The following is a 21,242-nucleotide window of genomic DNA, read 5'->3' as shown; positions in this document are numbered from 1 at the left end:
TTCACCCCCGTCGCGGCCTGCCCATGACCCCCGTCGCCCAGCGCATCAACGCCCACGCCGCAGCCCACCGTATCGACACCACGCTCGATACCCGCCGCTACGCGCTGGCCAACGGCCGCCACGACACCGCGCGTGCGGCGATCCTGCTGTTGAGCGGCAGCGCCAGCCTCAGCCTGGACAAGGACAGCATCGAGCTGGCGGCGCCGGCGCTGGCGTGGGTCAACGTGCCGCCGCAAAGCCATCTGCGCGTCAGCGCCGGCAGTTCCGGCTACCTGCTGTCGCTGTCGGACGTGCTGGTGAAGGAGGCGGCGGGGCAGGGCGCGGAATCGGTGCCGCTGCGCTATCTGGCCGATCGCCGCGTCGTGCAGAACCGCCTTGACGCCGCCGAGGCGGTGCAGGAGATGAGCGCCTCGTTCCGCAGCATCGAGCGCGAGCTGAAGCTGGGCGGCAAGGCGTCGTGGAGCTATCTCACCGCCCATCTCACGCTGATTCTGATCCACTGCTGGCGCCTGTCCGGGCTGGAGGATGTCAGCCAGCAGGGACACAGCACCAATTCGACGCTGCTGATGCGCTTCCGCCACCTTGCCGAGCTGCACCTGCGCGAACACTGGAAGATCGCCCGCTACGCCGCCGAGCTGGGCATCTCCCACGACCGCCTGCACGACATCTGCGTGCGCACCCTCAAACGCACGCCGCTGGAGCTGCTGCACGACCGGCTCACCCACGAGGCCTGCCTGCGGCTGGTGCGTTCCGGGCTGACCATCGAACAGGTCGCCGCCGATCTCGGCTTTCGCAGCACCACCCACTTCAGCCGTTTCTTCCGCCTGCACACCGGGCTGACCCCGGCGCGCTACCGGCTGGAGGCCAAGCAGCAGCTCAGCCGCCACGAGGCACTGGCGATCCGCAACTACGCCGACTGGCCGTGAGCGCGGCGGGATTGGTGCCGCCGGTATTGGCATAAGTGTTTTTAATGGTGGGGATGAAGCTGTCGGTGGTGGCAATCTGGCTGCCCGGGGTGCTTTTGGTGACGAGAAAAAACAAAAAAGCCCTTGATTTCTCAAGGGCTTAGATGTTGGTCTGGCGGAGAGGGAGGGATTCGAACCCTCGGTACGCTCGCACGTACGCCTGATTTCGAGTCAGGTACATTCGACCACTCTGCCACCTCTCCGACTCAGGCTGCGCATTATAGACTTCGATTTTTGATCGGTCAAGCGTATTTCATGAATATTGGTGCGAGGTGGTGGCTGCGGCATACTGGCTACCGATGGCACGCCATGCGCGTGCCCATGACGCTAACAAAGGGATTGCCGTGAAACTGTCAAAACGCCTGTCCGCCATCGCTCCGTTCCAGGTGATGGCGATTCTGGAAAAGGCCCGCGCCTTGCAGGCGGCCGGCCATGATGTGATCCACCTGGAAGTGGGCGAGCCGGACTTCGCCACACCGCAGGCCATCGTCGATGCCGGCCGTGCGGCGCTGGCGTCGGGGCATACCTATTACACCGCGGCGCAGGGCTTGGCCGAGCTGCGCCAGGCGATTGCCGGGTTCTACCAGTCGCGCTTCGGCGTGACGGTGGCGCCGGAGCGCATCATTGTCACGCCGGGTGCGTCCGGCGCGCTGCAGATTGCCCTGTCGCTGCTGGTGGACGAAGGGGACGGTGTGTTGATGGCTGATCCGACCTACCCGTGCAACCGCCACTTCGTCAGCCTGCTCGGCGGCGTGCCGCAGACGGTGCCGGTCGGCGCGGCGACGCGTTACCAGTTGCTGGCCGACGAGCTGGACGCCAACTGGCAGCCGAACACGGTGGCGGCGATGGTGGCCACGCCGGCCAACCCGACCGGCACCGTGCTCAGCCGCGACGAGATCGCCGCGCTGGCCGAATGCTGTCGCGAACACGACGGCGCGCTGATCGTGGACGAGATCTACCAGGGGCTTACCTACGGCGCCGATTCGTTCTCGGCCTTGCAGCTGGCGGACGACGCCTTCGTGATCAACAGTTTCTCCAAGTATTTCCAGATGACCGGCTGGCGGCTGGGCTGGCTGGTGGTGCCGCCGGCCTATGTCGAGCCGGCGATCCGGCTGGCGCAGAACCTGTTCCTGTGCCCGCCGGCGGCGGCGCAGCACGCCGCGCTGGCGGCATTCCAGCCGGCGGTACTGGATGTGCTGGAAAGCCGCCGCGCCGAGTTTGGCCGGCGGCGGGATTTCCTGCTGCAGGTGTTGCCAACACTGGGCTGGCGCATCGACGCGGTGCCGGACGGCGCCTTCTACGTCTACGCCGACGTGTCTGCGGTGACGGCAGACAGCTTTGCCTACTGCCAGCGCATGCTGGACGAGGTCAAGGTGGCGATTACACCCGGGGCGGACTTCGGCAGCAACCGCGCCGGCAGCTATGTGCGCGTCGCCTACACCACCGGCATCGACCGTCTGGCCGAGGCGGTGGCGCGCATGAAGACGGTGCGCTAGCCGCTGCGCGCCAGCCACAGCGTCGCCAGCAGCGCGCAGGCGGCGTGGCTCCACGCCAGCCGGCGCAGTGCACCGGCGGTGTCCTGTGGCGAGCGCCAGCTGATGATGAAGGGGTGGCGGTCGGCGGGGCGTTGCAGGTGATGGCTGAGCGGGATGGCGGCCAGTGCGCGGTGGTTGCGGCCAACCTCGCCGTGGGCGGTCTGGCGCGCGTGCTCCCACTCCTCGCTGCTGAGTGTGCCGTCGCCGTTCTGGTCGAAGCGGCGCAGCAGTTGCGCCGGGTCCTGTTTCCATTCGTTCAGCGTCAGCTGCAGGTCGTCGCGGAAGGCCTGCCGGTCCGGTTGGCCGCCGAGGCTGCGCAGCTCGCCCAGCGCGTACAGCGGGTCGCCGATGGCGATCCAGCGCTCGCTCAGCACGTCGTCGCCGTCATGCCAGCTGCGCTGGTGGCGGGCCTCGATGCTGGCGCCGGCCGGTTGCACGATGATCTCGCCGCGCCGATCCAGCAGCCGGAACGAGTCGTCGCTGCACAGGCGTTCGCTGCGCTGCGGGCGTTGCTGGCGACCGTTCGGACGCCGCTCCGCCTGATACCACACGCAACGCATGCCACCAAATGGGGTCACCAGCGGCGGGCCGTCCAGCGCTGCGGCCTCGCCAAAGCATTCGCAATAGCCCTGTGCCGCCGCCTGCGAGGTGGTGGTCGGGGTGTCGGCCACATGGCGGTACTGGCGGTAGAAGTGCAACCACAGCGCCACGCCGAGCAGGGCGCCGGCTGCCGGCAGTAGCCGCGGCGGCAGTTCGTCCAGTTGCCAGGCCAGCAGGGGTAGCAACAGGTAGGGCAGCAGCGAGGCGTAGCGCTGTTGCAGCGCCGCGAGCGGGATCATGGTGGTTTGGCTCAGCGTTCGAACAGCGCCTTGACGTCGACGTCGCGTTTTTCCGCTTCGGCAAAACGCAGCGCGCGTGCGGTGCGGAAGCCGAACAGGTTGGCGACGAACACGTCGGGGAATTGCTCGATGCGCACGTTGTTGTTGTTGACCGCTTCGTTGTAGAGTTCGCGGCGATCGGCAATGCCGTCTTCCAGCTGGCTGATACGCTGCGCCAGGTGGCTGAACTGCACATCGGCCTTCAATTCCGGATAGGCTTCGGCCACCGCGAAGATCTGGCCGAGCAGGCCGCGCAGCTGGCCTTCCAGTTCACCGATGCGGCCAACGTTACCGGCGCGGGCGGCCTCCGACATCGCGGCGCGCGCTTCCATTACCTGGGTCAGGGTGTCCTGCTCGAACTGGCCGTAGTGGCGGCAGACATCGACCAGCTTGGGGATCTCGTCGTGGCGCTGTTTCAGCAACACGTCGATATTGGCCCAGCTCTTGCTGACCTCGTGCTTCAGGCGCACCAGGCCGTTGTAGAGCAGGATGCCGTAGAAAAGCAGCACCACGAATGCAGAAACGAACAGGAAAAATGGCATGAGCGGGTGTCCTTTGAAATTCGATGCCATCGTCACCGCAGCGCTGGCGGGTGTCAAGAAAGTGGCGAGATGACTTCTCTCAATATTGTCGGCGGCGGGCGTCTGGGCAAGAGCGTGGCGCGGCTGGCGCACGACAGCGGGCGCTACCGCATCGGCGCGCTGCTGTGCCGCAGTCAGGCGTCGGCGCTGTCGGCGCGTGACTTTGTCGGTGCCGGCGTGGCGCTGACGACGCTGGCGGCCCTGCCGGCGGTCGACATCACCCTGCTGGCGGTGCCGGACGGCGAGATTGCCGGCGTGGCGGCCGATCTGGCGGCGGCGCGGGTGATTGCCGCCGGCAGCGTGGTGTGTCACGCCAGCGGTGTTGGCGAAGCGGCCTTGCTAGCGCCGCTGGCGGCGCAGGGCGTGCACTGCGCCAGCCTGCATCCGGCGTTTTCCTTTGCCGATCCGGCGCGTGCGGTGGCCGGTTTTGCCGGCACCCGCTGCGCGCTGGAGGGCGACGCGGCGGCCCTGCCGTTGTTGCAAAGCTTTGCCGCAGACATCGGCGGCGTGCCCTTCGTGCTGGCGCCCGGCGGCAAGGCGGCCTACCACGCCGCGCTGTCGATTGCCTCTAATTATCTGGTGACTCTGCACGATCTGGCGGCGCGGGTGGCGGCGCAGGCCGGCATGACGGACGAGGTGGCTGCCGCGGTGCTGGGCGGGCTGATGCGACAAACGCTGGAAAATACCCTGGCACTGGGGCCGGCGGCGGCGCTGACCGGCCCGATCGCACGTGGCGATGCCGGCACCGTGGCGCGCCATCGACAGGTGCTGTCGGCGACGGACGACGCGCTGTACTGCGCCTTGGGCGCGGCGACGGCAAGATTGGCCGCAGATCGGCTGACGGCGGCACAGCAACAGGCGCTGGCAGCGGTGCTGGGATCGCCGGCCGTTTAGCGTCAGGGTGTGATGGGTGTCGGATGGAGGAGTCGGGATGACGGACGACGGACTGCAGCAGGTGGTGCTGGCGGCGCTACAGTACGAATTGCGGCGCCAGGGCGAGAGTGATGACTATCCGGGCAGTTCCGCCGCAGTCGGGGCGCCGGAGCGGGCTGCCTTGTGCGGGGTGTTTGATCTGGAGGAGCTGGCCGAGGCGGTGTGTCGGGAATTGCAACGGCACGGCGGCGGGCCCGACTAAGGGACGCTGGTGCTACTTGTTGTCGCGTCTGAACAAAGGTTGGCCGCAAGCGTTGCGGCCAACCTTTTGTTATCAGGCAGCGTGGATCACGAAGATCGCCGGGCGCTTGTGAAAGTCCGGCGCCTCCTTCGGCCAGTCCTTCACCAGCCGGCTGACGATGGTCTGCGTCGGCGCGGTCAGGTCGGCGGCCACGCACAGGCGGGTGGCCGGCGCCAGCGTGTCGCGCAGTTGTTGCAGCAGCGCGTTGTTGCGGTACGGCGTCTCGATGAACAGCTGGGTTTCGTTGTTCTGCCGGGAGCGCGCTTCCAGCGCCTTGATTGCCTTGCCGCGCTCGGCGACGTCCACCGGCAGGTAGCCGTGGAAGGCGAAGCACTGGCCGTTGGCGCCGCTGGCCATCATCGCCAGCAGGATCGACGACGGCCCGATCAGCGGCTCGACGCGATAGCCTTTCTCGTGCGCCAGCGCCACCAGCTGCGCGCCGGGGTCGGCCACCGCCGGGCAGCCGGCTTCCGACACCAGTCCCACGTCTAGCCCTGCGGCCAACGGTGCCAGCAGCGCAGCGACTTCCGCCGGCTTGGTGTGCTCGTTCAGCGTGTTCATCACCAGCTCGCGAATCGGCGTGCTCACGCCCAGCTGTTTCAGGTGTTTGCGGGCGGTTTTTTCCGCCTCCACCACAAAGTGGCTGATATGGGTGACGCGGGCGCGCCCGCCCTCCGGCAGCCACGGGGTGTCGCCTTCGCCCAGCGGGGTGGGGATCAGATACAGGGTGCCGGCCATCACAGGATCTCCACGCCTTCGTTTTGCAGCATGCTCACCAGCGCGAACAGCGGCACGCCGATCAGCGCGTTGGGGTCGTCGGCTTCCACTTTTTGCAGCAGCGCGCCGCCCAGCGTTTCGCTCTTGGCACTGCCGGCGCAGTTGAGGGCGTCCGGCTCACGCGTCAGGTAGTTACGGATCTGCTGCTCGGTTAGCTGGCGCAGGGTGACGCGGGTGATGCCGACGTCTTCCTGGATGTGGCCGCTCTTGCTGTTGTACAGCGCCAGCGCCGAGTGAAACACCACGGTGCGGCCGCTCATCCACTTGAGCATCGCCACGCCGTTTTCGAAGCTGCCGGGCTTGCCGATTTGCTGGCCGTCGAGCAGTGCCACTTGGTCGCCGCCGATGATCAGCGCCTCCGGAAAGAGCTCGGCCAGCGACATCGCCTTGCTGCGGGCCAGGCGCACGGCGGTGTCGAGGGCGGTTTCACCCGCTAGCGGGGTTTCGTCACACACCGGCGCCACGGCGGTGACCGGCAGGCCGAGGCGTTCCACGATTTCGCGGCGGTAAGGGGAGGTAGAGGCAAGCACGATCTGCATGTCGGTCATCCGTGTTAAAGAGGGTGCAGGCTGCCTGTTGCATCAATGGCTTGTTGTCGCCGCTGCCGCAGTCAGTATGCTGGTTTGTTTTGACAAAGTGATGGCGCTGATAATATCATGCCGGGTTTATGTCTAACCCGATTTTGATTGATCCGCTCGCGTTTGCCCGCGATGGCGCTTCGTTGCAAAACGAACGGCCGGTTGCGACGCTCGCCGAGCGCGTACATGAGCTGCTGGCATCCGATGCTGGCGTGGTGAAATTCGAGGTGGAAGGTTTTCAGGACCGTCTGCTGCGACCCTCGCTGCGTTACCGTCTGTCTGCCACGCTCAGCGTTGAATGTCAGCGTTGCCTGACGCCGATGCCGTTCGAACTGGATGCAGGGGGTGTGATTACCCTGTTCTCCCGCGAGGACAAGCTGGAAGCAGCGGTAGAGGCCGATGACGAACTGGACGCCATTCTGGCGGAAGAAACTTTCGACGTTATCGCACTGATCGAAGACGAAATTATCATGGGCTTGCCGCTGTCGTTGATGCACGACGACTGCGACACGGAAGAACTGAAGCGCGCCAAGGCTGACAAGCCTAATCCGTTTGCGGTATTGGCGGTGCTGAAGCAATCCAAGTCCTGAACGTTTAACTTGAATCCTTAGGAGTCGACCATGGCTGTTCAACAGAACAAAAAGTCCCCGTCCAAGCGTGGCATGCACCGCGCACACGATTTTCTGACCGCTCCGTCGCTCGCTAAAGAGCCGACTACCGGTGAAACCCACCTGCGTCACCACATCAGCCCGAACGGCTTCTACCGTGGTCGTCAGGTTGTGAAGGCCAAGGGCGAGTAATCGTTCCTTACTATTATCCTTACCTTCATAACAACAGGTAGGTTAACTACCGTGTCACGTTGATGACTATCACCGTAGCGGTCGATGCAATGGGCGGTGACGTTGGCCTCAAGGTCACTGTCCCTGCATCTGTCCAGTTCCTTAGCGACACTCCCGATGTCAATCTTGTACTGGTGGGCGATCAGGCGGCAATCGAAGCCGAGCTGATGGCACTGCCGGATTCCGTGCGCGCGCGCATTACGGTTCGTCATGCTTCCGAAGTGGTGGGGATGGACGAGTCGCCGCAGCTGGCACTGAAGAACAAGAAAGACTCGTCGATGCGGGTGTCGATCAATTTGGTCAAAGAAGGCCTGGCGCAGGCAGCGGTTTCCGCAGGGAACACCGGCGCGCTGATGGCGACGGCCAAATTCGTCCTGAAAACCATTCCCGGTATTGACCGCCCCGCCATCGCCAAGATGATGCCCGGCATCAAGGGCAATACCTGCGTGCTGGATCTGGGTGCCAACATCGATTGCTCGCCGGAGCAGTTGTTGCAGTTCGGCATCATGGGTTCCGAACTGGTGGCCAGCCTCGAACACCGGACGAATCCAAGCGTCGGCTTGTTGAATATCGGCTCCGAGGACATCAAGGGCACCGAGTCGATCAAGCGTGCGGCAGAGCTGCTGCGCGAATCCGGCCTGAATTTCTACGGTAACGTTGAGGGCAACGACATCTTCAAATCGACGGTAGATGTGGTAGTCTGCGACGGATTTACCGGTAATGTTGCGCTGAAAGCCTCCGAGGGGTTGGCGCACATGATTTCTACGTTCCTGCGCGAAGAGTTTGCCCGCACGTGGTGGACCAAGCTGTGTGCCCTGGCCGCGATGCCGGTGCTCAAGCTGTTCAAGGCCCGTGTGGATCCCCGTCGTTACAATGGCGCCAGTTTTCTGGGGCTGCGGGGAATCGTGGTGAAAAGCCACGGCGGAACTGACGCGCTGGGATTCCGTATCGCGCTGGAGCAAGCTTGCGAGGAAGTTCGCGCCAACGTGATTGGTCACATTGCAGACCGGGTTGCCGTTCAATTACAAAATATCAAGCAATCCGAGTCAGAAGCTAAAGACAGCGCATGACCTATTCCCGCATTCTCGGTACCGGCAGCTATCTGCCGGAGCTACTGATGACGAATGCGATGCTGGCTGAACGTGTCGAAACCAGTGACGAGTGGATTGTCTCTCGCACTGGCATTCGTGCGCGCCACATCGCTGCCGATGACCAGAAGACCAGTGACCTGGCCTATCTGGCGTCGCTCAAGGCTATTGAAAGCGCCGGTATCGAGGCCAGCGAGCTGGACCTGATCATCGTCGCCACCACCACGCCGGACATGGTGTTCCCCAGTACCGCCTGCATCCTGCAGGAAAAGCTCGGCGTGCCGGGCATTCCTGCGTTTGATGTGCAGGCCGTGTGCGCCGGTTTCATGTACGCGCTGGTCACCGCCAACAACTACATCAAGGCCGGCATGGCCAAGAAGGTGCTGGTGGTCGGTGCCGAGCTGATGAGCCGCATTCTGGACTGGGACGACCGCCGTACCTGCGTGCTGTTTGGCGATGGCGCTGGCGCCATGGTGCTGGAGGCATCGGACGAACCGGGCCTGCTGCACGCCAAGCTGGCCGCCGACGGCCGCTACCAGGGCATCCTGAATACCCCGGCGCAGATCGCCGGCGGCAAGATCCAGGGCATGCCTTACCTGCACATGGACGGCCCGGCCGTGTTCAAGTTCGCGGTCAAGGCACTGTCCGATATCGCGGAAAAAACGCTGGACGAAGCCGGCGTGGCGCAAGCCGATGTCGACTGGCTGGTGCCGCATCAGGCCAACCTGCGCATCATCGAATCCACCGCCAAACATCTGAAACTGTCGATGGACAAGGTGATCGTCACCTTGCCGGAGCAGGGCAATACCTCGGCGGCCTCCATTCCGCTGGCGTTTGACTGCGCGGTGCGCGATGGCCGCATCCAGCGCGGCCAGACTGTGCTGCTGGAAGGTATCGGTGGCGGCTTTGCCTGGGGCGCGGTGCTGCTGCGCTTCTAAGGTGTTGTGCGCGACAGGTGATCGCCTGTCGCGCGCCTTGCGCTACGAAACTGTCAAAACATCGTCCAGCTGCAGTGAACTGCGGTGATCATACGAGCGTTTGACAGTTTCTTTTGCATAAATCGCAGCAAGCGGTCATCATTCACCCCGTTTCAAAAGGAGACCCCGAGATGGCGTTTGCCTTTCTTTTCCCCGGTCAGGGCTCGCAGAGCCTGAAAATGATGGACGGCTTTGCCGACCTGCCGGTAGTAAAACAGACATTTGACGAAGCCTCGGCCGCCCTGGGTGAAGACCTGTGGGCAATGCTGCAGGCGGAAACGCCGGAGGCGATCAATGCTACGGTCAATACCCAGCCGCTGATGCTGGCCGCCGGTGTGGCCACTTACCGTGCCTGGCTGGCGCAAGGCGGTGCCTTGCCGGTTGCCCTTGCCGGGCATAGCCTGGGCGAGTACAGCGCGCTGGTCGCTGCCGGGGCACTGGATTTTGCCGATGCGGTGAAGCTGGTGCGCTTGCGCGCCGAAGCGATGCAGGATGCGGTACCGGCCGGTGAGGGCGCGATGGCCGCGATCCTCAACCTGTCCGATGACGACATCCGCGCCGCCTGTGCCGAAGCGGCACAGGGCGAAGTGGTGGAACCGGTGAATTTCAATTCGCCGGGGCAGGTGGTGATTGCCGGCAACAAGGCTGCGGTGGAACGCGCGATGGAGCTGTGCAAGGCCAAGGGTGCCAAGCGCGCGCTGCCATTGCCGGTGTCGGTACCGTCGCACTGCTCTCTGATGAAGCCTGCCGCCGACAAGCTGGCCGCGGCACTGGCCACGATCCAGATCAACTCGCCGCAGATTCCGGTGCTGCATAATGCCGACGTTGCCGCCTATGGCGACGCCGACCAGATCCGTGACGCGCTGACGCGTCAGCTGTACCGTCCGGTGCGCTGGACCGAAACCATCCAGCAGCTGGCTGCCGGTGGCATCGTGCTGATGGCCGAATGCGGCCCGGGCAAGGTGCTGGCCGGTCTCGCCAAGCGTATCGACGGCAACGTGAACTGCCACGCGCTGACCGATGCCGCCAAGCTGGAAGCGGCCCGCGCCGAGCTGGCGTAAAGAGACAAGGTTGGCCGCATGCGGCCAGCCAGGAGAGAGACAATGAGTTTGCAAGGTAAGGTTGCGCTGGTCACCGGCGCCTCGCGCGGCATCGGTGCCGCCATCGCCGATACCCTGGCTGCCGCCGGCGCCAAGGTGATCGGTACCGCCACTTCCGAAGGCGGCGCCGCCGCCATCGGCGAGCGCCTAGCGCAGTGGGGCGGTGTCGGCATGGTGCTGAACGTCGGTGAAGACGGCGCCATCGACGCGCTGGTCGACACCATCAGCAAGGAGTACGGCGATGTGGCGATTCTGGTGAACAACGCCGGCATCACCCGCGACGGCCTGCTGATGCGCATGAAGGACGAAGACTGGGACGCGATCATGGATACCAACCTGAAGTCGGTATTCAAGACGTCCAAGGCGGTGATGCGCGGCATGATGAAGGCACGCTGGGGCCGCATCATCAACATCGCGTCGGTGGTTGGTGCGATGGGCAACGCCGGTCAGGCCAACTATGCGGCGGCCAAGGCCGGCATCATGGGCTTCACCAAGTCGATGGCACGCGAAGTCGGCAGTCGCGGCATTACCGTCAACTGCGTGGCACCGGGCTTCATCGATACCGACATGACCCGCGCGCTGCCGGAAGCGCAGCGTGAGGCGTTGGTACAACAGATTGCACTGGGTCGCCTGGGCGCGGCACAGGACATCGCCGATGCCGTCGATTTCCTGGCATCCAGCCGTGCGGCTTACGTGACAGGCCAGACCCTGCACGTGAACGGCGGCATGCTGATGCCGTAAGCGGCAACGGCAACGAATAGTTTTGTGGTTTTTGCCAGTGCAGCATGAGCATGCTGGCGGGTCAAAAGCCGGACTGACTGCCGATTCGTGGCCAATATCATGGCAATGATGTGACTGCGGTAGGCTTGGGCAGGTTTTTTTTGTAGAATGGCGGGGTTTTGTTGTCCCGTACACAGAAAGGTAAAGGATTTAAACAAATGGAAAACATCGAAGCGCGCGTTAAAAAGATCGTTGCCGAGCAACTGGGCGTGAACGAAGCCGAAGTCAAAATCGACTCTTCGTTTGTTGACGATCTGGGCGCCGACTCCCTGGATACCGTTGAACTGGTAATGGCACTGGAAGAAGAGTTCGAGTGCGAAATCCCGGATGAAGAAGCCGAGAAGATCACCACCGTTCAGCAAGCAGTAGACTACGTTACGGCTCACCTGAACAAGTAACCCCCCCCGGGGCTTACCAGGACCTCTGCCGGTGTAGCCTAGGCTCGCCTGCAGAGGTCTTTTGCTGTAGTGGCTCTGAAACGTTCGTTTGATTTAATGGCCAGCCATTAAGCGCCGTCCGTTCAGGACTATCGGGAGATTCCCTCCCTTTTTTCGCGGAGATACCCTGTGTCAAAACGCAGAGTAGTAGTGACCGGCCTGGGCCATGTGTCCCCGGTCGGCAACGATGTGAGCAGTGGCTGGGCCAATCTCCTGGCCGGCAAGAGTGGTATCACCACCATTACCCGCTTCGATGCCAGTGATATTGCCTGCCAGGTCGCGGGTGAAGTCAAAGGCTTCGACATTACCCAGTACATTTCGGCGAAAGACGCGCGCCGCATGGATGTGTTCATCCATTACGGCATCGCGGCTGCGCTGCAGGCGGTGGCGGATTCCGGCCTCGACGACGTGCCGGACCTGGACAAGACCCGTGTCGGCGTGAACATCGGTTCCGGTATTGGCGGCCTGCCGCTGATCGAGGAAACCGGCGTTGCCCGCCACGAAGGCGGCATCCGCAAGATCGGCCCGTTCTTCATTCCTGGCTCGCTGATCAACATGGTTGCCGGTCACGTATCCATTCTCAAGGGCTATCAGGGTCCGAGCTATGGCATCGTGTCCGCCTGCACCACCGGTGCCCACTGCATTGGCGACGCCGCGCGCGTGATCCAGTACGGTGACGCCGACGTGATGGTGGCCGGTGGCGCCGAAGGCACCATCTCCAGCCTGGCGGTAGGCGGCTTTGCCGCGATGAAGGCACTGTCGACCCGCAACGACGATCCGGCGACCGCCTCGCGGCCGTGGGACAAGGGCCGTGACGGCTTCGTGATGGGCGAGGGTGCCGGGGTGCTGGTACTGGAAGAGTACGAGCACGCCGTCAAGCGTGGCGCCAAGATCTACGCCGAGCTGGTTGGCTTCGGCATGAGCTCCGACGCGCACCACATCACCGCGCCGAGCGCGGAAGGCCCGGCCCGCGGCGTGCTGAACGCGCTGCGTGACGCCAAGCTGAATCCCGAGGATGTGCACTACGTCAACGCGCACGGCACCTCCACGCCGCTGGGTGATGCCAACGAAACCAACGCGCTGAAGATCGCGTTTGGCGACCACGCCAAGAAGCTGGTAGTGAACTCCACCAAGTCGATGACCGGCCACCTGCTGGGCGGTGCCGGCGGTGTGGAAGCGATCTACTCGATTCTGGCGGTGCACAACCAGGTGTCGCCACCGACCATCAACCTGCACGATCAGGATATCGAAGGCGGCTGCGATCTGGACTACTGCGCCAATACCGCGCGCGACATGAAAATCGACGTGGCGATCTCCAACTCCTTCGGGTTTGGCGGTACCAACGGCACGCTGGTATTCAAGCGCGTGTAAGCCACGGCAAACGGTGTCGAAACCGTTGACAGCCAAGACCGCTGCGATAAACTCGCGCGGTCTTTTCTTTTTGCGGCCAACATGACGTTGCTGTTGCCGCAAGATGGCGGGTAGTGCCGGCAGTCGCTGCCGCGCTGGCAAGGCATGGCGGCGGATGTATAGTCCTATTAGGTGGCGAGCAAGCATCGCCGCCCGCGCCCGGCCAGCCGCCCCGCCATCCTTGCCGCAACCGAACCTCAGGCCCTGCTGCCATGCACTGTGAACTGCTGAGTTTTACCCCCGATCTGCTGGCGCTGCATGCCCATGATCGCGCCCGTTTCCCGTACCTGATGCAGTCGTCGGGTGACAGCGGCTGGGACATCCTGATGGCCCTGCCGCAGCAAACCCGCATCTATCGCGAAGGCGAGGGTGCGCTGTTCCTCGACGACGTGCGCGCGCTGCCGCTGCCGCAGGCGGTGGCCAATCCGCACCGGCTGCCGTTCAGCGGCGGCTGGTTTGTCTATCTTGGTTACGACCTGCTGTCCGAGTTTGAACCCAGCGTGCCGCAGGCGATCAGCGACAGCTTCCCGCTGGCGGTGCTCAGCCGCATTCCCGCCGCGCTGCTCTACGACCGCGTGAAGCAGGAAAGCTGGCTGCTGGCGGAAACGCCGGCGCAGCTGGACACGCTGAAACAGGCACTGGTGGAGTCGGAGCCGTTTGCGGCCAACCCTGTGGTGCTGCAGGCGCTGGAAGAAGACCCGCCGCACTGGTACACCGACGCGGTGGTCAAGCTCAAGGACTACATCTACGAAGGCGACGTGTTCCAGGTCAACATCTCGCGCGGCTGGCGCGCCACGCTGAGCGAGGAAGTACGGCCGGTGGACCTGTACGCCGCGCTGCGTCGCGCCAACCCGGCGCCGTTCTCGGCGCTGGCCGATTTTGGTGACGCGCACATCGTCAGCTCCTCGCCGGAGCGGCTGGTGCGCGTGCACGACGGCTGGGTTGACACCCGCCCGATCGCCGGCACCCATCCGCGCTCACCGGATGCGGACGAGGACGCCGCGCTGAAGCAGCGGCTGATCTCCAGCATCAAGGAGCGTGCCGAGCACGTGATGCTGATCGACCTGGAGCGCAACGACCTCGGCCGCATCTGCCAGCCCGGCAGCGTGGAGGTCAACGAGCTGATGGCGGTGGCCAGCTACGCCTACGTGCACCACATCGAGTCCAATGTCCGCGGCCGCATCCGCGATGGCGTGGGCACCGTCGACGTGTTCCGCGCGCTGTTCCCCGGCGGCACCATCACCGGCTGCCCGAAAGTGCGCACCATGCAGATCATCCGCGAGCTGGAAAACAGCGCGCGCCGCGCCTACACCGGCAGCCTCGGCTATCTTAACCGCGACGGTACGCTGGACCTCAACATCCTGATCCGTACCTTCATGCAGCAGGGGCAGCAGCTGCGCTTCCGCGCTGGTGGCGGCATCGTCGCCGATTCCGATCCGCAGCGTGAATTGCAGGAAACCCGCCACAAGGCGCGCGGCCTGTTGCGGGCGCTGGGCGTGGAGCAGGCGTGATGCTGATCAACGGCCAGCCGGGCACCCAGATCAGCGCCAGCGACCGTGGTCTGGCCTATGGCGATGGTCTCTATCGCACGCTGGAAGCGCGGCACGGCACGCCGCTGCTGTGGCACTGGCAATGGCAAAGGTTGGCCGCAGACTGCGCCGCGCTGCGCCTGCCGTGTCCGGACGAGGTGCTGTTGTTAAGCGAGATTGCCACCGTTGCGGCTAACCTTGAGCGCGCGGTCATCAAGATCGTGCTCACCCGTGGCGTCGGCCAGCGTGGCTACGCGATGCCGGCAGAGTGCACGCCGACCCGCATCGTCAGCGCCAGCGCCTGGGCCGGTTACCCACAAGAGCGCGCGGCACAGGGCATCGTGGCGCGCTGGTGCGACACGCGGCTGGCGATCCAGCCGCGACTGGCCGGCATCAAGCACCTCAACCGCCTGGAAAACGTGCTGGCGCGCAGCGAATGGACGGACCCGGCCATCGCCGAAGGGCTGATGCTGGACATGGACGGCACGGTGGTGGAGGGCACCATGAGCAACCTGTTCATCGTGCGTGCCGGCGAGTTGATCACCCCGCTACTGGACCGCTGCGGCGTGTCCGGCGCCATGCGCGCCTGCGTGATCGACACTGCGGCCAACCTTGGCCTGCACGTGCGCGAGGTGCGGCTGTCACCGGATGAGGTGCTGGCGGCGGACGAAGCCTTCGTTTGCAACAGCCTGGCCGGCATCTGGCCACTGCGGCAGCTGGAGACGCGGCAGTGGCAGCCCGGCGCGCTGACCCGCCGCCTGCAGCAGCTGCCCTGATCTATCGCCGGCGGCTAGCGCAGGCCGGCACTCACCATCCTCCCCTGAGCTGAGCCTTGCCCCACTGCTGTTCGCCGCCATGCCGTCAGCGGCACCGGCTCAGTGCCATCCCGCCAGCGTGCGCCACGCCAGCAACAGCGCAAAGCCGATCAGCAGCACGCCGCAGGCCTTGTCGACCAGCAACTGCCCGCGTGCACCCAGCTGCGACAGCAGCCGACCACCGCCGTAGGCCAGCAGTAGCCACCATAGTGCCGAGCCGGCAAACACGCCCACCACCATCAGCATGCTGTCGGCCAGCGACGGCGTGCGCGCGCCGGCCAGCCCGGCGAAGATGGCGATGAAGGACAGGATGGTCATCGGGTTGGTCAGCGTTAGCGCCAGCGCGCTGCTGTAAGCGCGCGGCAGGCTGTGTACGCTGGCGGCACGTGCGGCGTGGCTGGCCGCGTCGCGGCGCAGGGTGGCGATGCCCAGATACAGCAGCAGCACGCAGCCGGCCAGCGCCAGCGGTGTCGCTAGCCGCGTCAGCAGCGCGATCAGCGTGCCGAGGCCGGCGGCGCCGATCGCGGCGTAGATGGCGTCGGCGGTGGCGGCGCCCAGCCCGGTGACAAAGCCGGTGGCCGCGCCCTGGCGCAGGGTGCGCTCGATGCACAACAAACCCACCGGTCCGACCGGTGCGGCAATCGCCAGCCCGATAAGGGCGGCTTCGACAAATAAATAGCTGCTTTGCATGGCGTCTTGCTCCTCGATGTGATGGCCTAGTGTGCGACGGCAGCGCCGCGGGCGCCATGAGGTATCTTCGCCAGAATGCGATGTCGGGTTTATATTCTTAGGTCAAACAGCAGAAAGGCTTGCAAATGGAAGTGGATGGCAAATCGTGGCTGATCCTGCAGGCGTTGCAGGACAATGCGCGGCAATCACTGACCGAACTGGCGCAGACGGTGGGCTTGTCCGTACCGGCGGTATCGGAGCGGGTGAAGCGGCTGGAAGAGGCGGGGGTGATCAGCGGCTACCACGCCGCGGTGGCGCCGCTGAAGGCCGGCTTCGCGCTGTCGGCGCTGGTCGGCATCACCGTGCCGCAACCGGCGAAGAAGGTGCTGCTGGAAAGGTTGGCCGCAATGGCGGAAGTGCAGGAGTGCCACCACGTGACCGGGGTCGATTCCTACGTCTTTCGCGTGCTGGCGCGTGACGTGTCGCATCTGGAGCTGCTGGTGTCGCGGCTGAACGATCTGGGCGAGACGCGCACCAGCATCATCCTGTCGACCCCGCTCAGCAACCGGCCAGTGCTGCCGCCGCGGTAGGGGGGGCTTTCTGGGAGATGTCTGCTGTCGACCCACTCCGGCCATTCAATGCATTCTTGGTTCAACGGCAGGTATCAGAGGGGAACCGTCACCCAGTGTAACCTCACTGGGCAGCAGATTTGCCTGGGCGATGAAGATAGACGGCATGGTCATGCCGTCCGTTAGATTGGTGGTTGTTATATTGACAAGCGAATAAAAATTTTTGAAAATTATGGCTTTGGAATTTTATAGTTTCTGCCAACAATATAAATTGTTATAGAGGTCTTGATGTCCTGCATAACTTAAAAGTTATACCTCTTTCCACATGGGTGACTCGTGAATTTTTACAAATCTCGGTTAATTTTATTTTTAATATGTGCGCCCACTCTCTGCGCATGTGCTGAATCCAATAAGATTCAATATGAGCGAAATTATTCTCCTGAGTCAGCACAAGTTGAGATAAGGTTGGCCGCTTTCGATTCAAATGCGTCGATGCGGATCGCTCCATGGCGAAAGCAGCGAGAGGATACTTCGGAAATCTTTGTTGCAGAGAAACCAATCATATCAACACACGATATCCTGGGCACGTCGCTTACCGAGAGTGTCTCTGATTGTGGACACGGCTTCGGCCTATTTATTTTCTTCCGTCCTGAAGCTGAAGCGCGCCTTCAAAAATTCAGCGAAATGCATATTGGGGACCATGTCGCAATGTTGATCAACAATGAGGTTGACAGCGTTATTCAGATTCGTAGCACGATTCTTTCATCCAAACTTTTGCTTTGTGAGCCTTTTGCATCCGCAGATCAGGCTAAAGTATTGGCGAGGTTAATTTCGGGCCAATAAGGGCATAGCCATCCGATCTAGCGGACCGCCTGTCATCTGCGTTTGCAGGTTCCCTCGCTTTGCTCGACAGCCCCATACCTTACTGTTGGGTTGGTATCGCTCCTTATATATAGGAAAATGTGGAGGTTCAAAGTAAAGAACAGTGTGTGTCCGGTTTTTGACACACAGACCATGCGAGGTGTGGACGACAGCTAAGGCCAAGTTGTTCGGGTAGGCGGCCCGGCAGGTATATGACCGAAGCGGCCGCTCAAATGGCCTGTCTGTGGAAACGACGACCGGCAGCAATTGACCGACTGCAGTCATGCTAGCACAAAGGCATGACCAACCACTCCAGCCGACAACTCGCCCCAAAACGATGCGGCCAACCTTTTTCAAGGTTGGCCGCATCGTTTTCAAGCCAGCCGGCAGGCTATTGCAGCTTCTGCCGCAGCCAGCGGCTGAAGCTTTCCACCCCCCACGACAGCAGCAGCATGGCCAGGATCAGCGTGGCGGCGTTGGACAGCTGGAACAGCGACAGCGCCAGATACAGCTGCTGGCCGAGGCCGCCGGCGCCGACCAGGCCGAGGATGGCGGCGATGCGGATATTGTTTTCCCAGCGGTACAGGGTGTAGGCCAGCCACTGCGGTAGCGCCTGCGGCAGCAGGCCGTAGCACAGGCAGGCGAGACGGCCGGCACCGCTGTGGCGCAGCGCGGCTTCCGCGTCCGGCGGCGTGTTTTCCAGTGTCTGCGCGAACAGCCGGCCCAGCACGCCGCTGGTGTGCACCGCCAGTGCCAGCACGCCGGCGGCCGGGCCGAGGCCGAGCGCCAGCACCGCCAGCGCACCCCACAGCAGGTCCGGCGTGCCGCGCAGGAAATTGAGCAGCAATTGCACCGGTGCACGCAGCCAGCGCGGGCCGCGGTTGCTGGCCGGCAACGCCAGCAGCGCACCGCCGATGAAGGCCAGCGCGCTGCCAAGCGCCGAGACCAGCAGCGTTTCCAGCACGCCGCTGCCGACCTGGACGAGGAAGTCGCCACGCAAGGTTGGCCGCAGGAATTCCTGGGCGAAGCGCCACAGGCCGGCGACATCGAACGGGGCCTCGCGCCATTGCGGCCACAGCCACAGCAGCGACAGGGTCAGCAGCAACAGCGTGCCGGCGGCGAGCATGGCGCCACCGGCGCGGCTGTGGATGGCGGCGCGGCTGACGCGGCTGACGCCCTCGGTCAGCGCCACCAGCGCGGCGAACAGCAGCAGCAGGCTGCCGACTTCGCCACCGTTCAGCATCCGCAGCGAGGTGTCCAGCAGCAGGCCGAGGCCGCCGGCGCCGACGAAGCCCATCACCGCCGAGGCGCGGATCGCGCATTCCCAGCGGTAGACGCTGTAGCTGATCAGTTCGGTCGCCGCCTGCGGCAGCAGTGCGTAGCCGAAGATGGCCAGCCGCGACGCGCCGCTGGCGGCCAGTGCCGCCGCGGCCTGCGGCGGCTGCGATTCCAGGATTTCGGCGTAGACCTTGCCCAGCATGCCGCCGTAGGCCAGCCCCAGCGCCAGCACCGCCGGCAGGCTGCCGAGACCCGCGGCGCGCACCAGCAGCAGCGCCCATACCAGGTCCGGCACGCCGCGCAGCACGATCAAGACGCCGCGCAGCAGGCGTTGCAGCCATTGCCAGCCGCGAGCCGGTGCCTCGCCACACAGGCGGTCGCGGTCCAGTGCGCGGCTGGTCAGTAGCGCCAGCGGCAGGCCGAGCAGCACCGCCAGCGCGAGGCCGCTGCTGGCAATCGCCAGCGTGGTGGCGGTTTCGCGCAGCATGTCGTGCAGGAAGGCGCCGTCATGGCTGGGCGGGAAGAAGTCGGCGACAAAGCGCCACAGCGTGCCGGCGGTGTCGCCATCGGCCAGCAGCAGCGGGTTGAAGCCGGTGTAGGCCATCGCCGCCAGCAGCAATAGCGGCGTGGCGATGAGGCCGGCCAGCCGCGACGCGCGGGCCGGGTCGTGCAGGCTGGCGCTCAGCATGGCGCGATCCGGATGCCGCTGCCCAGCGCCGGCTCGTCGGCGGTGGCCGGCTGTTCGCCGGCGTACAGCGCCGCCAGCAGCGACGGGGTGACCTCGGCGCGCGGCAGGTCGAAGGCGATGCGGCCGTCACGCAGGCCGATCAGGCGCGGGAAGTGGGCCAATGCCAGCTCCACCGAGTGCAGGCTGACCAGCAGCGTGGCGCCGCGCGCCCGGGCGTCGGCGCACAGCAGCGCGACGGTGTCGTCGGCCAGGCGCGGGTCGAGCGCCGATACCGGCTCGTCGGCCAGTAGCAGCTCGGGTTGCTGGTACAGCACGCGGGCGATGCCGACGCGCTGGCGCTGGCCGCCGGACAGGCGGTCGCAGCGCTGCCACAGCTTGTCGCCCAGCTGCACCCGCTGCAGCGCGTCGCGGATGGCGGCGACATCCTGCGGCCACAGCAGGCGGCGCAGTGCGGCCAACGTGGACAGCTGGCCCAGCTGGCCGGCGCCGATGGCGGTGACCACCCGTTGCAGCGCCGGCAGCGGCGGATGCTGGTACACGCTGCCGATGCGGCTGCGCAGCCGGCGCAGTGCCGGCGCGCCCAGCTGCCACGGGTCCTGCCCCAGCAGCTGCACGCTGCCGCCATCGGGACGGTGGCAGCTGTTGGCCAGCAACAGCAGCGACGATTTGCCGGCGCCGGACGGGCCGATCAGCGCCACCTGCTCGCCCTGCGCCAGCTGCAGCGACAGCGGCTGCAGGATGCGGCTGCCGCCCAGGCTCAGGCTGGCCGCGTCAAAACGCAGACTCATTGCAGCAGGCCGGCTTCCTTGGCAGCGGCTTCGATGCCCTTGTAGTTGGCGGCCTTGGTCGGGATGAACTTGCTGGCGCGTTGCAGATCGAGAATGGCTTTGTGCTCGGGGTTGGCCGCATTCAGCTTCAGGAACGCCTGCTGGATTTTCTGCTGCAGTTTTTTATCCAGGCTGCCGCGCACCGTCCAGTTGTAGTCGAAGTACGGCGGGGTGGTGCCCAGCAGCTTGACCTTGCTCTGGTCGACCTTGCCGGCTTCGACCAGCTTGTCCCACACCGAGGCGTTCAGCACGCCGGCGTCGACCTTGCCGGAGGCAACCCAGGCCACGGTGGCGTCATGCGCGCCGGAGTAGCCGACGCTCTTGAAGAAGGTTTCCGGTTTGATGTGCTGCTTTTGCAGGAAGTAGCGCGGCATCAGGTGGCCGGAGGTGGACGAGGCGGAGCCGAAGGCAAAGCTCTTGCCCTTCAGCTGCTGCAGCTTGCTGATGCCGCTGTCGGCATTGACGATGTATTTGGAGGTGAAGCGCGAATCTTCCTCGCGCTGTACCAGCGGCACCACCTTGCCGCGCTGGCTGGCCTGCACGAAGGTGAAGCCGCCCAGCCACGCCATGTCGATCTGGTCGGCGTTGAGCGCGGTGACCACCGCGGCGTAGTCGCTGACCGGCACGAACTGCACCTTCATGCCCAGCTCTTTTTCCAGGTACTGGCCCAGCGGCGCGAACTTGCGTTGCAGCTCGGTCGGGGCTTCGTCGGGAATGGCGGAGACTTTCAGCAGCGCTTCGGCGTGGGACAGGGTAGCGGCGGCCAGCAGCAGGCCTGCCACGGACAGTTTGGCAATGTTCATGAGCGGATTGTCTTTCGGGTTAGGCGGGCAACAGGCCGCCACCATCAAAAAAGCAGTCGCGCGGACTGCTCGGTGCAGGCGGAC

The 21,242-nt window shown here is 64.5% G+C and carries 24 protein-coding genes and 1 tRNA gene; 16 read left to right on the top strand and 9 right to left on the bottom strand.

Features of this window, described 5'->3' with window-relative positions; all coding sequences use genetic code 11:
• Positions 1 to 23: 23 nt before the first annotated feature.
• Positions 24 to 926: a helix-turn-helix domain-containing protein gene (locus tag ACG97_RS01640; protein ID WP_047965586.1), complete on the top strand. Its 903-nt coding sequence runs from the start codon at positions 24 to 26 to the stop codon at positions 924 to 926.
• Positions 927 to 1,078: 152 nt separating this feature from the next.
• Here the strand turns inward: ACG97_RS01640 and ACG97_RS01635 are convergent.
• Positions 1,079 to 1,168, bottom strand: a tRNA-Ser gene (locus ACG97_RS01635).
• A gap of 141 nt (positions 1,169 to 1,309) precedes the next feature.
• Here ACG97_RS01635 and ACG97_RS01630 point away from each other — a divergent pair.
• Entirely contained in the window at positions 1,310 to 2,461 is a 1,152-nt protein-coding gene (locus tag ACG97_RS01630) for a pyridoxal phosphate-dependent aminotransferase (RefSeq protein ID WP_202902679.1), read from the top strand.
• Here the strand turns inward: ACG97_RS01630 and ACG97_RS01625 are convergent.
• Both ACG97_RS01625 and ACG97_RS01620 read right to left on the bottom strand, forming a co-directional pair.
• Positions 2,458 to 3,339 carry a hypothetical protein gene (locus ACG97_RS01625; RefSeq protein WP_053068027.1) on the bottom strand — a complete coding sequence of 294 codons (882 nt, stop codon included), beginning with the start codon at positions 3,337 to 3,339 and terminating at the stop codon, positions 2,458 to 2,460. The genes ACG97_RS01630 and ACG97_RS01625 overlap by 4 nt on opposite strands.
• A gap of 11 nt (positions 3,340 to 3,350) precedes the next feature.
• Positions 3,351 to 3,920 (bottom strand): LemA family protein, encoded by a 570-nt coding sequence (locus tag ACG97_RS01620; protein ID WP_047965585.1) that lies wholly within the window; start codon positions 3,918 to 3,920, stop codon positions 3,351 to 3,353.
• A 69-nt stretch (positions 3,921 to 3,989) separates the two neighbouring features.
• Here ACG97_RS01620 and ACG97_RS01615 point away from each other — a divergent pair, with 69 nt between their 5' ends.
• Entirely contained in the window at positions 3,990 to 4,853 is an 864-nt protein-coding gene (locus ACG97_RS01615; protein ID WP_047965584.1) for a Rossmann-like and DUF2520 domain-containing protein, read from the top strand.
• A 37-nt stretch (positions 4,854 to 4,890) separates the two neighbouring features.
• Positions 4,891 to 5,094 (top strand): hypothetical protein, encoded by a 204-nt coding sequence (locus ACG97_RS01610; protein WP_047965583.1) that lies wholly within the window; start codon positions 4,891 to 4,893, stop codon positions 5,092 to 5,094.
• Positions 5,095 to 5,166: 72 nt separating this feature from the next.
• Here ACG97_RS01610 and ACG97_RS01605 read toward each other — a convergent pair whose 3' ends face one another.
• A complete protein-coding gene (locus tag ACG97_RS01605) occupies positions 5,167 to 5,871 on the bottom strand; it encodes an SAM-dependent methyltransferase (RefSeq protein WP_047965582.1) in 705 nt (234 codons plus the stop codon).
• Positions 5,871 to 6,449, bottom strand: coding sequence for a Maf family nucleotide pyrophosphatase (locus tag ACG97_RS01600; RefSeq protein ID WP_047965779.1), 579 nt, complete (start codon positions 6,447 to 6,449; stop codon positions 5,871 to 5,873). Before ACG97_RS01600 ends, ACG97_RS01605 begins: the two co-directional genes overlap by 1 nt.
• Positions 6,450 to 6,577: 128 nt before the next feature.
• Between ACG97_RS01600 and ACG97_RS01595 the strand changes: the two genes are divergently transcribed.
• The 10 genes from ACG97_RS01595 (at position 6,578) to pabC (ending at position 15,424) form a co-directional block, all read left to right on the top strand.
• Positions 6,578 to 7,078, top strand: coding sequence for a DUF177 domain-containing protein (locus ACG97_RS01595; RefSeq protein WP_047965581.1), 501 nt, complete (start codon positions 6,578 to 6,580; stop codon positions 7,076 to 7,078).
• A gap of 30 nt (positions 7,079 to 7,108) precedes the next feature.
• The gene (rpmF, locus tag ACG97_RS17105) at positions 7,109 to 7,288 is read left to right on the top strand and encodes a 50S ribosomal protein L32 (protein ID WP_017509929.1); all 180 of its coding nucleotides are present in this window, start codon (positions 7,109 to 7,111) and stop codon (positions 7,286 to 7,288) included.
• 62 nt (positions 7,289 to 7,350) lie between these two features.
• Complete coding sequence (gene plsX / locus ACG97_RS01590; RefSeq protein WP_047965580.1) at positions 7,351 to 8,397, top strand: phosphate acyltransferase PlsX; 1,047 nt, start codon at positions 7,351 to 7,353, stop codon at positions 8,395 to 8,397.
• Positions 8,394 to 9,353: a beta-ketoacyl-ACP synthase III gene (locus ACG97_RS01585; RefSeq protein WP_047965579.1), complete on the top strand. Its 960-nt coding sequence runs from the start codon at positions 8,394 to 8,396 to the stop codon at positions 9,351 to 9,353. The genes plsX and ACG97_RS01585 overlap by 4 nt, the downstream gene beginning before the upstream one ends.
• Before the next feature lie 170 nt (positions 9,354 to 9,523).
• A complete protein-coding gene (gene fabD, locus ACG97_RS01580) occupies positions 9,524 to 10,453 on the top strand; it encodes an ACP S-malonyltransferase (protein ID WP_047965578.1) in 930 nt (309 codons plus the stop codon).
• An 18-nt stretch (positions 10,454 to 10,471) separates the two neighbouring features.
• Positions 10,472 to 11,233: a 3-oxoacyl-ACP reductase FabG gene (gene fabG / locus ACG97_RS01575; protein WP_369793022.1), complete on the top strand. Its 762-nt coding sequence runs from the start codon at positions 10,472 to 10,474 to the stop codon at positions 11,231 to 11,233.
• Between the two features lie 197 nt (positions 11,234 to 11,430).
• Positions 11,431 to 11,670, top strand: a complete 240-nt coding sequence (gene acpP / locus ACG97_RS01570) for an acyl carrier protein (protein WP_047965576.1) — start codon at positions 11,431 to 11,433, stop codon at positions 11,668 to 11,670.
• A gap of 168 nt (positions 11,671 to 11,838) precedes the next feature.
• Positions 11,839 to 13,080, top strand: coding sequence for a beta-ketoacyl-ACP synthase II (gene fabF, locus ACG97_RS01565; RefSeq protein ID WP_047965575.1), 1,242 nt, complete (start codon positions 11,839 to 11,841; stop codon positions 13,078 to 13,080).
• 251 nt (positions 13,081 to 13,331) lie between these two features.
• Positions 13,332 to 14,630 (top strand): aminodeoxychorismate synthase component I, encoded by a 1,299-nt coding sequence (locus tag ACG97_RS01560; RefSeq protein WP_047965574.1) that lies wholly within the window; start codon positions 13,332 to 13,334, stop codon positions 14,628 to 14,630.
• Complete coding sequence (gene pabC / locus ACG97_RS01555; RefSeq protein ID WP_047965573.1) at positions 14,630 to 15,424, top strand: aminodeoxychorismate lyase; 795 nt, start codon at positions 14,630 to 14,632, stop codon at positions 15,422 to 15,424. The genes ACG97_RS01560 and pabC overlap by 1 nt, the downstream gene beginning before the upstream one ends.
• Positions 15,425 to 15,523: 99 nt before the next feature.
• Here the strand turns inward: pabC and ACG97_RS01550 are convergent, their stop codons facing one another.
• The gene (locus tag ACG97_RS01550; RefSeq protein WP_047965572.1) at positions 15,524 to 16,153 is read right to left on the bottom strand and encodes a LysE family translocator; all 630 of its coding nucleotides are present in this window, start codon (positions 16,151 to 16,153) and stop codon (positions 15,524 to 15,526) included.
• Between the two features lie 125 nt (positions 16,154 to 16,278).
• Here ACG97_RS01550 and ACG97_RS01545 point away from each other — a divergent pair, with 125 nt between their 5' ends.
• Both ACG97_RS01545 and ACG97_RS17455 read left to right on the top strand, forming a co-directional pair.
• The gene (locus tag ACG97_RS01545; protein WP_047965571.1) at positions 16,279 to 16,722 is read left to right on the top strand and encodes an Lrp/AsnC family transcriptional regulator; all 444 of its coding nucleotides are present in this window, start codon (positions 16,279 to 16,281) and stop codon (positions 16,720 to 16,722) included.
• A 315-nt stretch (positions 16,723 to 17,037) separates the two neighbouring features.
• A complete protein-coding gene (locus ACG97_RS17455; RefSeq protein ID WP_156167850.1) occupies positions 17,038 to 17,544 on the top strand; it encodes a hypothetical protein in 507 nt (168 codons plus the stop codon).
• A 409-nt stretch (positions 17,545 to 17,953) separates the two neighbouring features.
• Here the strand turns inward: ACG97_RS17455 and ACG97_RS01540 are convergent, their stop codons facing one another.
• Genes ACG97_RS01540 through ACG97_RS01530 form a run of 3 tightly spaced genes read right to left on the bottom strand, consistent with a single transcriptional unit; the run spans position 17,954 to position 21,158 of the window.
• Positions 17,954 to 19,528: an ABC transporter permease gene (locus ACG97_RS01540; protein WP_047965570.1), complete on the bottom strand. Its 1,575-nt coding sequence runs from the start codon at positions 19,526 to 19,528 to the stop codon at positions 17,954 to 17,956.
• The gene (locus ACG97_RS01535; RefSeq protein WP_047965569.1) at positions 19,522 to 20,316 is read right to left on the bottom strand and encodes a phosphonate ABC transporter ATP-binding protein; all 795 of its coding nucleotides are present in this window, start codon (positions 20,314 to 20,316) and stop codon (positions 19,522 to 19,524) included. Before ACG97_RS01535 ends, ACG97_RS01540 begins: the two co-directional genes overlap by 7 nt.
• Positions 20,313 to 21,158 (bottom strand): putative selenate ABC transporter substrate-binding protein, encoded by an 846-nt coding sequence (locus tag ACG97_RS01530; RefSeq protein ID WP_047965568.1) that lies wholly within the window; start codon positions 21,156 to 21,158, stop codon positions 20,313 to 20,315. Before ACG97_RS01530 ends, ACG97_RS01535 begins: the two co-directional genes overlap by 4 nt.
• Between the last annotated feature and the right edge of the window lie 84 nt (positions 21,159 to 21,242).

Origin of the sequence: Vogesella sp. EB, from assembly GCF_001037925.1 — a bacterium.
Taxonomy (GTDB): Bacteria; Pseudomonadota; Gammaproteobacteria; order Burkholderiales; family Chromobacteriaceae; genus Vogesella; species Vogesella indigofera.
The sequence above is the reverse complement of the archived record's forward strand: the minus strand, read 5'-3'. Positions and strand labels throughout refer to the sequence as shown.